The organism is Streptomyces sp. NPDC045022 (assembly GCF_056432605.1).
This window is the reverse complement of sequence record NZ_JBWKIR010000012.1, coordinates 109,857-122,813: the sequence shown is the minus strand read 5'-3', so window position 1 is coordinate 122,813 and position 12,957 is coordinate 109,857. Positions and strand designations below refer to the sequence as shown.

The 12,957-nt window shown below is 72.4% G+C and carries 14 protein-coding genes; 7 read left to right on the top strand and 7 right to left on the bottom strand.

Translation table 11 applies throughout. The annotated features are described in order from the left end of the window. The first annotated feature begins 38 nt into the window (after positions 1-38). The 7 genes from AC07C1_RS22520 to hypA all read left to right on the top strand — a co-directional run bounded on the left by AC07C1_RS22520 (position 39) and on the right by hypA (position 4,940). The gene (locus tag AC07C1_RS22520) at positions 39-1,127 is read left to right on the top strand and encodes an NADH-quinone oxidoreductase subunit B family protein (protein ID WP_478941509.1); all 1,089 of its coding nucleotides are present in this window, start codon (positions 39-41) and stop codon (positions 1,125-1,127) included. Between the two features lie 63 nt (positions 1,128-1,190). After that, positions 1,191-2,984, top strand: a complete 1,794-nt coding sequence (locus AC07C1_RS22515) for a nickel-dependent hydrogenase large subunit (RefSeq protein ID WP_478941507.1) — start codon at positions 1,191-1,193, stop codon at positions 2,982-2,984. Continuing rightward, positions 2,977-3,546, top strand: a complete 570-nt coding sequence (locus AC07C1_RS22510; protein ID WP_478941505.1) for a NifU family protein — start codon at positions 2,977-2,979, stop codon at positions 3,544-3,546. Before AC07C1_RS22515 ends, AC07C1_RS22510 begins: the two co-directional genes overlap by 8 nt. Then, positions 3,543-4,139 carry a DUF5947 family protein gene (locus AC07C1_RS22505; RefSeq protein WP_478941504.1) on the top strand — a complete coding sequence of 199 codons (597 nt, stop codon included), beginning with the start codon at positions 3,543-3,545 and terminating at the stop codon, positions 4,137-4,139. Before AC07C1_RS22510 ends, AC07C1_RS22505 begins: the two co-directional genes overlap by 4 nt. A 20-nt stretch (positions 4,140-4,159) precedes the next feature. Beyond that, the gene (locus AC07C1_RS22500) at positions 4,160-4,366 is read left to right on the top strand and encodes a hypothetical protein (RefSeq protein WP_478941502.1); all 207 of its coding nucleotides are present in this window, start codon (positions 4,160-4,162) and stop codon (positions 4,364-4,366) included. Positions 4,367-4,383: 17 nt separating this feature from the next. Beyond that, positions 4,384-4,575, top strand: coding sequence for a hypothetical protein (locus AC07C1_RS22495; protein WP_478941729.1), 192 nt, complete (start codon positions 4,384-4,386; stop codon positions 4,573-4,575). A gap of 8 nt (positions 4,576-4,583) precedes the next feature. Continuing rightward, positions 4,584-4,940, top strand: a complete 357-nt coding sequence (hypA, locus tag AC07C1_RS22490) for a hydrogenase maturation nickel metallochaperone HypA (RefSeq protein WP_478941500.1) — start codon at positions 4,584-4,586, stop codon at positions 4,938-4,940. Between the two features lie 23 nt (positions 4,941-4,963). On the opposite strand, the gene hypE is transcribed toward hypA, so the two are convergent. The 7 genes from hypE to AC07C1_RS22455 all read right to left on the bottom strand — a co-directional run bounded on the left by hypE (position 4,964) and on the right by AC07C1_RS22455 (position 12,944). Next, on the bottom strand, positions 4,964-5,953 hold the full coding sequence (gene hypE / locus AC07C1_RS22485; RefSeq protein ID WP_478941727.1) for a hydrogenase expression/formation protein HypE: 990 nt from the start codon (positions 5,951-5,953) through the stop codon (positions 4,964-4,966). A 139-nt stretch (positions 5,954-6,092) separates the two neighbouring features. Beyond that, positions 6,093-7,235, bottom strand: a complete 1,143-nt coding sequence (gene hypD / locus AC07C1_RS22480; protein ID WP_478941498.1) for a hydrogenase formation protein HypD — start codon at positions 7,233-7,235, stop codon at positions 6,093-6,095. Then, complete coding sequence (locus tag AC07C1_RS22475) at positions 7,232-7,522, bottom strand: HypC/HybG/HupF family hydrogenase formation chaperone (RefSeq protein WP_468605840.1); 291 nt, start codon at positions 7,520-7,522, stop codon at positions 7,232-7,234. The genes hypD and AC07C1_RS22475 overlap by 4 nt, the downstream gene beginning before the upstream one ends. Before the next feature lie 3 nt (positions 7,523-7,525). After that, positions 7,526-9,871, bottom strand: a complete 2,346-nt coding sequence (gene hypF / locus AC07C1_RS22470) for a carbamoyltransferase HypF (protein WP_478941496.1) — start codon at positions 9,869-9,871, stop codon at positions 7,526-7,528. Beyond that, entirely contained in the window at positions 9,868-10,593 is a 726-nt protein-coding gene (gene hypB, locus AC07C1_RS22465; RefSeq protein WP_478941494.1) for a hydrogenase nickel incorporation protein HypB, read from the bottom strand. Before hypB ends, hypF begins: the two co-directional genes overlap by 4 nt. A 57-nt stretch (positions 10,594-10,650) precedes the next feature. Beyond that, positions 10,651-11,232: a hydrogenase maturation protease gene (locus AC07C1_RS22460; RefSeq protein WP_478941493.1), complete on the bottom strand. Its 582-nt coding sequence runs from the start codon at positions 11,230-11,232 to the stop codon at positions 10,651-10,653. Next, positions 11,229-12,944, bottom strand: coding sequence for an enoyl-CoA hydratase-related protein (locus tag AC07C1_RS22455; RefSeq protein WP_478941491.1), 1,716 nt, complete (start codon positions 12,942-12,944; stop codon positions 11,229-11,231). Before AC07C1_RS22455 ends, AC07C1_RS22460 begins: the two co-directional genes overlap by 4 nt. Positions 12,945-12,957 lie beyond the last annotated feature (13 nt).

Here is a 12,957-nt window from a genome sequence, read left to right as displayed (position 1 = left end):
GACCGACTCCCAGACCGGCTGCAACGGAGGCCGCAGACATGACGACACAGAGCGGTACGACCGAGGTCCGCGGCGAGCCCAGCAGGGCCGAGGCGCGGAAGGGAATGGACGAGATCACCATCCTCTGGATCTCGGAGGGCATGAGCTGTGACGGTGACACCGTCTCGCTCACCGCCGCGGGCCAGCCCTCCATCGAGGACGTGGTGCTCGGCCTCATCCCGGGCCTGCCCAAGGTGAATCTCGTCAACAAGGTGCTGTCGCCGAGCCTGGGCGGCGAGGACTTCCTGGCGCCGTACCGGGCGGCCGCGCGGGGCGAACTGGCCCCGTTCATCCTCGTCATCGAGGGTTCGATCCCGAACCAGAACATCATCGAGGGCGACGGCTACTGGACGTCGTTCGGCAACGACCCGGAGACCGGGGAGCCGCAGACCCTGAACTGGTGGATCGACCAGCTCGCGCCGAAGGCCTGGGCGGTGGTGGCGGCCGGGACGTGTGCCACGTACGGCGGCATCCACGCGATGGCCGGCAATCCGACCGGCTGCATGGGGCTCGCGGACTATCTGGGCTGGGACTTCACGTCGCAGGCCGGGTTGCCCGTGGTCAATGTGCCCGGCTGTCCCATCCAGCCGGAGAACTTCATGGAGACCCTGATCTGGGTGCTCCAGCATGCGGCCGGTGCCGCTCCCGCGCCGCCGCTGGACCACATGCTGCGCCCGCAGTGGCTGTTCGGGAAGACCGTGCACGAGGGCTGCGACCGGGGCTCGTACTACGAGCAGGCCGACTTCGGCCTCGACTACAACTCGCCCAAGTGCCTGGTGAAGACGGGCTGCTGGGGTCCGGTCGTGAACTGCAACGTGCCCAAGCGGGGCTGGATGGCCGGGATCGGCGGCTGCCCCAACGTGGGCGGGATCTGCATCGGCTGCACGATGCCCGGCTTCCCCGACGCGTTCATGCCGTTCATGGACGAGCCGCCCGGCGGCACGCTGTCGTCGATGGTCATCAAGCCGTACGGCGCCGTCATCCGCCGGCTGCGCGGGATGACCAACGACATGGTGAACCACGAACCGAAGTGGCGCCACAACAAGCCCAAGCTGACCAGCGGTTACGACCCGCACTGGCGTGCCTGACACCGCCCTTCCCGCCTCCCCGATCCAATCGCCCGACCCGAACAGCGAGGGGCATCACCACACATGACCACCACTGAATCCCGGTCCACAGGACGCAAACCCGCTCAGATCGTCGACATGTCCTGGGATCCGATCACGCGGATCATCGGCAACCTGGGCATCTACACGAAGATCGACTTCGCCAACCAGGAAGTCGTCGAGTGCCACAGCACCTCGTCCCTCTTCCGCGGCTATTCGGTCTTCATGAAGGGCAAGGACCCGCGCGACGCCGGTTTCATCACCTCGCGCATCTGCGGGATCTGCGGCGACAACCACACCACCTGCTCCAACTACGCCCAGCAGATGGCCTACGGCGTCAAGCCGCCGAAGCTGGCCGAGCACATCACCAACCTCGGCGAGGCCGCCGAGTACATGTTCGACCACACGCTCTTCCAGGACAACCTGGTGTTCGTGGACTTCTGCGAGGCGATGGTCAAGGCCACCAACCCCGGAGTCCTGGCCCGCGCCGAGCGCACCGACGCGCCCCGCGGGGACATCCACGGCTACCGGACCATCGCCGACATCATGAAGGCCTTCAACCCCTTCGAGGGCGAGGTCTACAAGGAGGCCCTGAAGGTCAGCCGGGTCACCCGGGAGATGTTCTGCCTGATGGAGGGCCGGCACGTCCACCCGTCCACGCTGTACCCGGGCGGTGTCGGCACGATGCCGCAGCCGAACACCTTCACCGACTACCTCGCCCGGCTGATGCGCGTCATCGACTTCGTGAAGAAGGCGGTGGCCATGAACGACGACGTCTTCGACTTCTTCTACGAGGCCCTGCCCGGCTACGAGGAGGTCGGCAGGCGCCGCATCATGCTGGGCTGCTGGGGCGCCTGGCAGAACCCGGACGTGGTCGACTACCGCTACGAGAACATGAACCGGTGGGGCAAGGCGATGTACGTCACCCCGGGCATCATCGTGGACGGCAAGCTGGTCACCAACGACCTCATCGACATCAACCTCGGCCTGCGCATCATGCTGGGCAGCTCCTTCTACGAGGACTGGGTCAACGAGCAGCCGTTCGTCACCCACGACCCGCTCGGCAACCCCATCGACATGCGGCACCCGTGGAACCAGACGACCGTCCCGGTGCCGCAGAAGCGGGACTTCGACGGCAACTACAGCTGGGTGATGAGCCCCCGCTGGCACCACCCGGAGACCGGTCAGCATCTGGCCCTGGACACCGGCGGCGGGCCCCTCGCCCGACTGTGGTCGACCGCGCTGAGCGGCCTGGTCGACACGCCGTACGTCAAGGCCACCGGCAGCAGCGTGCGCATCTCCCTGCCCAAGGGCGAGTCGCTGCCGGAGACCACCTTGGAGTGGCACATCCCGAAGTGGAGCAACACCATTGAGAGGGACCGTGCCCGGCCGTACTTCGTCGCCTACGCCGCCGCCATGGCCCTGCAGTTCCTCGAGGAGGCGATGGGCATGCTCCGCGACGGCGACACCAAGGTCTACGAGAACTTCGAGGTGCCGGACGAGGCGATCGGCTGCGGCTTCCACGAGGCGGTGCGCGGTGTGCTCTCCCACCACCTGGTGATCCGGGACAAGAAGATCGCCAACTACCACCCGTACCCGCCCACGCCGTGGAACGCCAGCCCCCGCGACATCTACGGCACCCCCGGCCCGTACGAGGACGCCGTCCAGGGCCAGCCGATCTTCGAGGAGAACGGGCCCGACGACTTCAAGGGCGTCGACATCATGCGCACCGTCCGCAGCTTCGACCCCTGTCTGCCGTGCGGGGTCCACATGTACATGGGCAAGGGCAAGACGCTGACCACGGTGCACTCGCCGACGTACGGAGCCAACCATGGCTGACGCCGCCGTACGGCTCCCGGACCCCGCCGTGGAGGTTCGGCTCGCCCGGCTCGACGAGGTGCTGGCCGAGCTGGAGTCCGTGCGCGGTCCGGCGGTGGAGGCGGTGACCCTGCTGACCGAGGTCTACGGCGAGGCGCTCGCCCGCGTACTGGACCACGCCGACGCGCCGCTGGTGGAGCGCCTGGTCGAGGACGAGCTGCTGGGGCATCTGCTGGTGCTGCACACCCTCCACCCCGAGCCGCCGGAGCGGCGGGCCGCCCGTGCGGTCGAGCGGCTGCGGCCCGCGGTGCGCGAACGCGGCGGTGACCTGGAGTGGGCCGGCGTCGACGGGCAGGTGGCCCGGGTGCGGCTGAGCACAGGCGGCGGATGCGGCAGCGGGTGCGGCAGCGGCGGAGCCGCCGACGTCGTCGAGGCGGTGCGGGCGGCGGTGCTGGCCGCCGCGCCGGAGCTGACGGCGGTGGAAACGGTGCCGGCCGCGGAGGAGCGCCGGCCGGCTCCGGCGTTCGTCCCGCTGACCACGCTCACCCGCCGGACCGCAGCACAGCCGCAGGGGGCGGGGTGACCGCGAACGGAGCGTTGGCCCGGGTCATCCGCTCCGCCGCCGGCCGGGCGGCGGCGGCCGAGGCCGAGCGCTGCGAGCTGTGCGCCGCCCACGTGCCCCGGGAACACCCGCACCTGTACGACACCGGAGCCGCAGAGGTGCGGTGTGTGTGCGGGCCGTGCTCGGTGCTGTTCGCCGAGGACGGGGCGGGCCAGGGCCGGTACCGGCTCGTGCCCCGGCGCCGGGTCCGGCTGCCGTCCGTGGACACCGAAGTGCTGGGCGTACCGGTGGGCCTGGTGTTCTTCGTGCCGCGCTCCGACGGCACGGTCACCGCCCAGGGGCCGAGCCCGGCCGGGGCCATGCGGTGGGAGGTGGACGGGGCGGCCTGGCAGCGGATGACCACCACGTTTCCCCAGCTCGCCACCATGGCACCCGATGTGGAGGCACTGCTGGTGAACACCGTGCGCGGCCTCGACGAACACTGGATCGTGCCGGTCGACGACTGCTACCGGATGGTCGCGCTGCTCCGCCGCGAGTGGCGGGGGCTGTCCGGTGGCGGCCGGGTGTGGCCGGCCGTGGAACGGTTCTTCGCGGAGCTCACCGAGCGGTCGTGAAGACCTGGAAGGAGAACGACATGGGCAGCATCCGAGTGGGCCGGCCCCAGGCCAAGCCCGACATGCTCTCGCACGTGCGCGGCCTGCACCAGGGCAACAGGGGCCCGCACAGCCATCAGACCGGATTCCACGAGGACGGCACCTCCGACGCCCGCCGCTCGACCGGGATCCACTGGAAGCGGCACGACGCCCTGCTGGACGTCATGCCGAACATCTCACCGGGATGAGAGGGCGGAAAGTGACCATGATGAAGCGCTGCCGAACGGCGCGGACGACGAGGTCGGCGATCTCCGGCCGTCAGGTGCTGATCGCACAGGCCGGCCTGGTGGGCGGTCTGCTGCTGGCCCTGTTCGCCAAGGAACTGCCCGGCATGGTACGTGAAGTGCGGATCTACCGGATGACCGGCGGGCTCCGCGCGCACCGCCGGTATCCCTGAGCCCGGCCGTGCACGAGTTGTCGATCGCGACCGCGATCGTGGAACAGGCTCAGGAGATCGCCCGCTCGGACGGCGCGGACGGCGTGTCGTCGGTGACCGTCCGGGTGGGCGAGCTGGCCGGTGTCGTGCCCGACGCGCTGCACTTCGCCTTCGAGGTGGCTCGCGACGGCACGGCGCTCGCCGGAGCGCGGCTCGTCGTGGAGCAGGTCACCGCGCGGGCCTGGTGCGGTGGGTGTGCCGAGGAGTTCGCGCTCGGCATGCCGCCGTTCTTCTGGTGCCCGCGCTGCGACCGCCCGTCGCAGGAGCTGCGCAGCGGACGCGAGCTGGAGATCACGGGCGTCGAGCCGGTCCCGGCCCCGACCTGACGGGGCCGGGACCGGGGGGCGGTTCAGCAGATACGCGGCAGCTGCTCCCCCAGGGGCAGGTCCACCACCCGGGTGCCACCGAGACCGGTGGCGACCACGACCATGCCCGGGTGGTCCGCCACGCACTCCCCGATGAGAGCGGCGCCGGCACCCTGGGGGTGCGCGCGCATCGCCGCGAGGACGGCCTCGGCGTGCTCCGGGGGCACGAAGGCGACGAGCCGGCCCTCGTTCGCCACGTACAGCGGGTCCAGGCCGAGGAAGCCGCAGGCGTTCGCGACCTCGTCCGGGACCGGGATGGCCCGCTCCCGCAGCCGGACACCGGTGCCGGAGGCGCGGGCGATCTCGTTGAGGGACGCGCCGAGACCGCCCCGGGTGGGGTCGCGCAGGACATGGATGTCCTTGGTGACCGTCAGCATGGCGGCGACGAGGTCCGCCAGGGGTGCGGTGTCGGAGGCGATCTCGATCCCGAACTCCAGGCCCTCCCGCACGCTCATGATGGCCACGCCGTGCAGGCCGATTGGGCCGCTGACGATGACGGCGTCGCCCGGCCGGGCGCGCTGCGGGCGGATGTCGACTCCGTCGGGTACGAGGCCGACACCGGCGGTGGTGACATAGACGCCGTCGCCGTGCCCGGACTCCACGACCTTGGTGTCGCCGGTGGCGACGATGACGCCCGCCGCCTCGGCCGCCGCGCCGACGGCACGCGCGACGCGCTCCACGACGGCCAGTTGCACGCCCTCCTCGAGGATGAAGGCGGTGGACAGGTACGCGGGCCGGGCGCCGCTCATCGCCAGGTCGTTGACGGTGCCGTTGACGGCGAGGTCGCCGAGGCTGCCGCCGGGGAAGAACAGCGGCCGTACGACGTAGGAGTCGGTGGAGAAGGCCAGCCGCGCGCCGCCCAGGTCGAGGACGGCCGAGTCGGTGAGGGCGGCCAGGGTGGGGTTGCCGTAGGCGGGGGCGAAGACGTGCTCGATCAGTTCGGCGGACAGGGCACCGCCTCCGCCATGGCCCATGACGACGACCGGCTGGTCGCGCAGGGGCGCGGGGCAGCTCCAGCCGGCGGGGTCGACGGCCGTCGCGGCGGGCACGGCGGCTCGGGTGGTGTCGGCGGCTCGGGTGGTGTCGGTGGCTCCGGGAGCTTCGGTGGCGAGGTCAGCCAACGGGGTTCATCTCCTCCTGCGGGATCCGGGATCCCTGCGGTACCGGGGCGCTCATGCGGCGGTACAGGTAGTAGGCCGCGCAGGCCCCCTCGCTGGAGACCATGGTGGCGCCGAGCGGGGTGCGCGGGGTGCAGGCCGTGCCGAACGCCTCGCACTCGGTCGGTTTGATCAGTCCCTGCAGGACCTCACCGGCCCGGCACACGGCGGGTTCCTCGGTGCGGATGCCGGTGACGTCGAAGCGATGTTCGGCGTCGTAGGCGCGGAAGGCGTCGGTCAGGCGCCATCCGCTGGCCGGGATGCGCCCGATCCCGCGCCAGTTGCGGTCGGTGACCTCGAACACCTCCTCGATCATGCGTACGGCGGCCGGGTTGCCCTGGTCCTGTACGGCACGCGCGTAGGCGTTGTCCACCCGGTGCTCGCCGCGCTCCAGTTGGTGGAGGGCGCGGCGGATGCCTTCGAGGATGTCCAGCGGCTCGAAGCCGGTCACCACGATCGGCACGCGGTGCTTCTCGGCCAGGTCCGGGTACTCGGCGATGCCCATCACGCTGCACACGTGCCCGGCGGCGAGGAAGCCCTGCACCCGGCAGCTGGGTGCCGTCATGATGGCCTCGATCGCCGGGGGGACCCGGACGTGGCTCACCAGCAGGCTGAAGTTGTCCAGGCCGAGGCGGCGGGCCTGGTGCACGGCCATGGCGTTGGCGGGGGCGGTCGTCTCGAAGCCGATGGCGAAGAACACGACCTGGCGGCCCGGGTTCTTGCGGGCGAGCTCCAGGGCGTCGAGCGGTGAGTACACCACGCGTACGTCACCGCCCTCGCCCTTGACCCGGAACAGGTCACGGTCGGTGCCCGGCACCCGGAGCATGTCCCCGAAGGAACAGAAGATCACGCCGGGCCGGGCAGCGATCTCCAGGGCCTGGTCGATGACGTCGAGCGGCGTGACGCACACCGGACAGCCGGGGCCGTGGATCAACTCCACCTCTTCGGGGAGGAGTTGGTCGATGCCGTGGCGGATGATGGAGTGGGTCTGACCGCCGCACACCTCCATCAGGGCCCAGGGCCGGGTGACCGTGGCGCGGATCTCCTCCAGCAGCCGGCGCGCCAGATCGGGGTCGTTGAACTCGTCGATGTACTTCATCGGGCCTCACTCCCGCTCTCCTGCCGGGCCGCCTGCTCCCAGGCGTCGCCGAACTCCTCCTCGAGAAGCCCCAGTTGCTCGAACAGCTCCAGGGAGGCTCGGGCCGACTCCTCGTCCAGACGCTGCAGCGCGAACCCGACGTGGACGATCACGTACTCCCCCACCCGTACGTCGGGCAGGTACTCGAGACACGCCTGTTTCTGCACTCCGCCGAAGTCGATCAGCCCGGTCAGGGGGTCGGCGCGATGGTCGATGGACACGACCTTGCCGGGCACTGCCAGACACATGGGTCACTCCGTCTCTTGGTGGTTTGCTGTTCCCGCGACCATCAGCTGGCCGAGTGCCAATCCGCCGTCGTTCGGCGGCACTTCGCCGTGCCGCAGCACCGTGAAGCCGTCCGCGGCGAGCAGGGCGGTGCTGTCCTCCTCCAGCAGGGCGTTGGCGAAGACGCCGCCGGTGAGGGCGACCGTGTTCAGGCCCGTCGCCGTACGGGCCTGGCGGCAGATCTCCGTGACGGCCCGTGCGACGCCCCGGTGGAAGCGGGCCGCGAGCACGGGGGCCGGGGTGCGACGGCGCTGGTCGTCGAGCAGCGCCCTCAGCATCGGCGTGGGGCTGACGGCGAGGCTGTGCGCACCGCTGAGACCGAAGGGATACGCCTTGGCGTCCTCGTCCCTCGCCTCCAGCGCAGCCGCCTCCAGCTCCATCGCGGCCTGCGCCTCGTGTCCCGCGCGCTGGCAGACACCCACGAGGGAGGACACCGCGTCGAAGAGCCGGCCCATGCTGGACGTCGGGACACAGGCCACCTGCCGCTCCAGCTGCTGCCGCAGTACCGCGCGTTCGGTGTCCGAGCAGGCGCTGACGCTCGGCAGCTCCCGCTCCCACGGCAGACCCGCCGCCCACAGCCGGGCCAGCGCCAGCCGGCAGGGGTTGGCCACTCCGGCGTCGCCGCCGGGGAGCGGGGCGGGGGTCAGGTGGGCGAACCGCCGGTAGCCGGTGTAATCGGCGAGCAGGATCTCGCCGCCCCACACCGTGCCGTCGTCGCCGTACCCGGTGCCGTCGAAGGCGACGCCGATCACGGGCGTGGTGCCGTCGAGGCCGTGTTCGGCCATCGCGGAGGCGATATGGGCGTGGTGGTGCTGGACCAGCCGCAAGGGGATCCGTGCGGCGCGCCGGCGGGCCCGGCCGGTCGAGTGGTATCCCGGGTGCCGGTCGGCGGCCACCAGGGCGGGTGTGACGCCGGTCAGCCGCGAGAGGTGCAGCTCCGCCCGCCGGGCGGCTTCCAGCGTGGCCAGGTCGCCCATGTCACCGATGTGCGGCCCGAACCAGGCGTGGTCGCCCTCGCCCAGGCAGGGGGCGTTCTTGAGGTCGCCGCCGACCGCGAGCGTCGGCCGGACCGGGAGGGGCAGGCGCAGGGGGCGGGGGACGTATCCGCGGGAGCGGCGCAGTACCTGTTCGGTGCCGTCGGGGCGGATCCGGAGCAGGGAGTCGTCGCAGGGCGAGGCGATGGGCCGGTCGTGGGAGAGCCAGGCGTCCGCCAGACCGGCCAGCCGGGTGAGCGCCTCGGCGTCGTCGGTGACGATGGGCTCGCCGGAGCGGTTGCCGCTCGTCATGACCAGCGTCCGGGGGCCGGGCGGATCACCGGGCAGGCCGAACAGCAGGGTGTGCACCGGGGTGTAGGGCAGCATCACACCCACGTGCGGGCTGCCCGGGCAGACCGGGTCGGCGAGGCGGGGGCCGGACGCCGGTGAGCGGCGGCGCAGCAGGACGATGGGGCGGCGGGCGCTGGTGAGCGCGGCCCGTTCCGCGTCGCTCAGGACGGCGATCCGCTCGGCTGCGGGCAGGTCCGCGCACATCACCGCGAAGGCCTTGCCGCCCCGTTCCTTGCGGCTGCGCAGAGTGGTGACGGCCCGGGCGTCGGTGGCGTCGCAGGCCAGGTGGTAGCCGCCGACGCCCTTGACGGCGACGATCCGCCCGGTGGCGAGCAGGGCCCGGGCGGCGGCGAGGGCGTCGGCGTCGCGGGCGGGGGGGACCCCGATGCCGTCGGCCGCGACGAGGCTGAGCCTCGGTCCGCAGTCGGGGCAGGCGACGGGCTGGGCGTGGAAGCGCCGGTCGGCCGGATCGCCGTACTCCCGGGCGCAGGCGGGGCACATCGGGAAGCCGGCCATGGTCGTGGCCGCGCGGTCGTACGGCATGCCGGTGGCGATGGTGAAGCGGGGGCCGCAGTGGGTGCAGGTGAGGAAGGGGTGGCGGTGTCGGCGGTCGGCGGGATCGGACAGTTCGCGCAGGCAGTCGGCGCAGGTCGCGGTGTCGGGCGGGAGCTGGGTGCGCCCGGTGACCCGCTCGGTGGAGCGGATGGTGAAGGGGCCGGTGTCGCCCGTGGCGGGCAGGGTCTCCCCGGCGATTCCGGTCACGGCGGCCAGTGGCGGCGTTTCGCGAGCGAGCCGGTCACAGAAGCGGTCCACCTCCCGCGCCGGGCCCTCGACCTCGATGAGCACGCCGTCGCCGGTGTTGCCGACGAATCCGGCGAGGGAGAGCCCGGCGGCCAGGCGGTGCACATGCGGGCGGAATCCGACGCCCTGCACGGTGCCGTGCACGGTGAGCCGGCGGCGCACCCGGCCGGTGGCGGGGGCGGTCACGCGACGGGGGCGGACGCGGGGTGGTGGTGGCCGTGCGGGTGCGGGGCGAGGGGCGGCCGGTGCGGCGGGGCTCCGTCCCGGGCGGCGAGGGCGTGGTCCAGGAGGGTGCCGACGCCGACGCCGGTGCGGGCGCAGGACCGCACGATCTCCACTCCGGGGTTGACCCGGTGCACGTTGGCCAGGAAGGCGGCCTCGTCGAAGCCGGCCGGCTCGGCGAGGTCGGTCTTGGTGATGACGACCAGGTGGGCGGAGCCGAAGGCGGTGGGGTACTTCAGCGGTTTGTCCTCGCCCTCGGTGACGGCCATCAGCACGATCCGCAGGGTCTCGCCGAGGTCGTAGGCGGCCGGGCAGACGAGGTTGCCGACGTTCTCCACGAAGAGCACGGAGGTGTCCGGCGGCAGCCAGCCCGCCAGTTTGGCGCGGACCTGACGTGCCTCCAGGTGGCAGAGTCCGTCGGTGAGCAGTTGCTGGACGGGCGCGCCGGAACGGGCCAGCCGGACGGCGTCGTTCTCGGTGGCCAGGTCGGCGGTCAGCGCGGCCACCGCCACACCGCGTTCCACCGCGCGGGCCAGGACCCGGCCGAGGAGTTCGGTCTTGCCGCTGCCGGGGCTGGACAGCAGGTTGACCACGGTCACGCCCTGCCGGGCGAGGTCGCCGCGCAGGTTCGCGGCCAGGTCGTCGTTCTTCGCCAGGATGGCCTGTTTGACGTCGGACCGGCACATGGGCACTGCTCCTCGGGTGCGGCGGTGGAGCCCGGGCCGTGCGTACGGCCCGGGGTCTCACCGATCTTCGGCTCCGGCGGGCCCCGTGCCGGGCAGCGCAGCCGGGGGCGGGGTCCCGGATTCCATCGGGCGGCCCAACGGGGGTACCGGCCCGGCGGGATCGGCGAGCAGGGCGGGCATCAGCGAGTGCAGCGCGTCCACGGCCCGGCCGACGGCTTCCCGGACCGGTGTGCTCAGGTCCGGCAGGAGTTCGTCGTCGCTGATCGGCAGCGCTTCGGGCTCGCAGGCCAGGACGAGCACCCGGGGCAGGGGCTCGTCGCCCAGGTGTGTGGCCAGGGCCAGTACCTTCGCCGGGTCCATGCCGTGTGCTTCCGGCGGGACGGTGCCGTCGGGGGGTTCGGCCTCGATCAGGGAGAGGGTGCCGGGGAGGTGGCCGCGCGGGGCCGCGTCGACCAGGACGGCGGTGGCGTAGCCGTCCAGCAGGTCGTAGGCGAGGTCCATGCCGCGGATGCCGTAGTCGTGCACCCGGATCCCGGGCGGCAGCGGGCGGTGTGCGAGGGCGCGGATCACCTCGGGGCCGAAGGCGTCGTCGCCCAGGAAGATGTTGCCGACGCCGGCCACCAGGAGCCGCGGTGTCAACGGATCTCTCCGGCGGGTGCGGCGAGCGGCCGGGGTGAGCCGCTCGGCGTCTTGCGGACGAAGGCCGAGCGCAGGGCGTGATAGGGGGCCTGGGGGTCGAAGAAGATGGCGTGCATGCGGGCCAGCTCGGCCTGCCGGTGGTCGGCGAGGGGACGTCGCCGTTCGTCCGACGCACGCGCGGCGGCCTTGGCGGTGATGCGCCGGTCCAGGTCGGGGGCGGCGGCGAGGCCGGCCGCCAGTCGCTCGATCTCGGTCATGAAGTCCGCTGGGGCGGCCGGTACGAGCTGGTCCACGAGTCCGAGCCGTTCGGCGGCGGCCGCGCTGACGGGCAGGGCCTCGGTGGTCAGCCGGTGGGCGTGTTCCGGGCCGACGCGGCGGGGCAGGGTGTACGTCCAGAACTCCGAGCCGTACAGGCCCATGCGGCGGTAGTGCGGGTTGAGGACGGTGCCGGAGCGGCACCAGACCTGGTCGGCGGCGAGGGCCAGCATGGCGCCGCCGGCGGCGGCGTTGCCGGCGAGCGCGGCCACCACCAGCCGGTCGGTGGTCCGCAGCACCGCCTCGACGAGGTCGTCCATGGCGTTGAGGTTGGTCCACGACTCCTGGGCCGGGTCGGGGGCCGCCTCGATGACGTTGAGGTGGATGCCGTTGGAGAAGAAGTCGCGGGTTCCGCCGAGGACCAGGACGCGGGTGGGGCGGGTGAGCGCGAACTCGTAGGCGGCGAGCAGCCGGCGGCACTGGTGGGTGCTCAGCGCGCCGCCCGGAAAGGAGAAGGTCAGGAAGCCGACGTCGGCGCGCTGCCGGTAGCGGATGTCGGTCCAGGTGCGCCGGTCCGGTGGCAGTTCGAACGGGACGGAGGCTTCCGGCAGGCGCGGTGTGCTGTCGCCCGTGAAGGCGGCGAGGACGGAGGCGGCCGGGCGCCGGAAGGGGGCGGGGTCGCCGGAGTTCTTGCGGGGGCGGAGTTCCGGGATCCACACCGCGCCGTCCCGGGTGGCCCGGCAGACGGCGCCCGCGCGCTGTGCCAGCAGCTCGCCGGGGCGGCCGCGCAGCCGGTCCTCGGGGTGGCCGCCGTGCAGGAACACCTCCCGGCCGAGGAGTTCGTCCAGGACGCCGGGCTGTGAGTCGGCGCCGCGGAGCTTGCGCAGGACCGTCGCGGTGTCGTCGTGCTGCCAGTCGATGCGCCGCCGCTCCTGGCGGAAGGGGCCGCGCCAGACCACGCTGATCGACTCGTCGGTCTGCGCGAGCGGCTTGTGGGAGCCCTCGGCGTAGCGTCGTACGGCCGTGAGGACGGCGGTCACGGCGGCGTCGGAGGCCTCGTTGCGGTAGAGGTCGCTCTTGCCGACGGGCGGCACGGGGAACGGCTCGGCCGCCCAGACGGCGCCGGCGTCCATCGCCGCCTCCGCCTGGAGCACGGTCACGCCCCATCGGGGTGCCTGTCGGTCGATGGCCCAGTCCAGCGAGGACGGCCCGCGGTCACCGGGCGGCCCCGGGTGCACGATCAGGCAGGTGTGCTCCCGCCACACGTCCTCGGGCAGGGCCGTCCTGAGCATCGGCGCCACGACCAGTTCCGGCCGCAGCTCGCGTACGGCCTCCCGGACCGGGCCGGGACCGTGCGAGGCGAGTACGACGTCCACGTGGTGCCCTCGGTCCGACAGTTCGGCGTACAGGCGCTGGGAGAGGCTGTTGAACGCGCTGGCGACGAGCAGAATGTCCATGACACGGCATGTT

Excerpts from the sequence above, each read along its gene's own strand:
- hypD (WP_478941498.1), bottom strand. The coding sequence starts at position 7,235 with ATGAAGTACATCGACGAGTTCAACGACCCCGATCTGGCGCGCCGGCTG.
- AC07C1_RS22455 (WP_478941491.1), bottom strand. The coding sequence starts at position 12,944 with ATGGACATTCTGCTCGTCGCCAGCGCGTTCAACAGCCTCTCCCAGCGC.
- AC07C1_RS22500 (WP_478941502.1), top strand. The coding sequence starts at position 4,160 with ATGGGCAGCATCCGAGTGGGCCGGCCCCAGGCCAAGCCCGACATGCTC.
- AC07C1_RS22520 (WP_478941509.1), top strand. The coding sequence starts at position 39 with ATGACGACACAGAGCGGTACGACCGAGGTCCGCGGCGAGCCCAGCAGG.
- AC07C1_RS22495 (WP_478941729.1), top strand. The coding sequence starts at position 4,384 with ATGATGAAGCGCTGCCGAACGGCGCGGACGACGAGGTCGGCGATCTCC.
- AC07C1_RS22510 (WP_478941505.1), top strand. The coding sequence starts at position 2,977 with ATGGCTGACGCCGCCGTACGGCTCCCGGACCCCGCCGTGGAGGTTCGG.
- AC07C1_RS22515 (WP_478941507.1), top strand. The coding sequence starts at position 1,191 with ATGACCACCACTGAATCCCGGTCCACAGGACGCAAACCCGCTCAGATC.
- hypB (WP_478941494.1), bottom strand. The coding sequence starts at position 10,593 with ATGTGCCGGTCCGACGTCAAACAGGCCATCCTGGCGAAGAACGACGAC.
- AC07C1_RS22475 (WP_468605840.1), bottom strand. The coding sequence starts at position 7,522 with ATGTGTCTGGCAGTGCCCGGCAAGGTCGTGTCCATCGACCATCGCGCC.
- hypE (WP_478941727.1), bottom strand. The coding sequence starts at position 5,953 with ATGGGCCATGGCGGAGGCGGTGCCCTGTCCGCCGAACTGATCGAGCAC.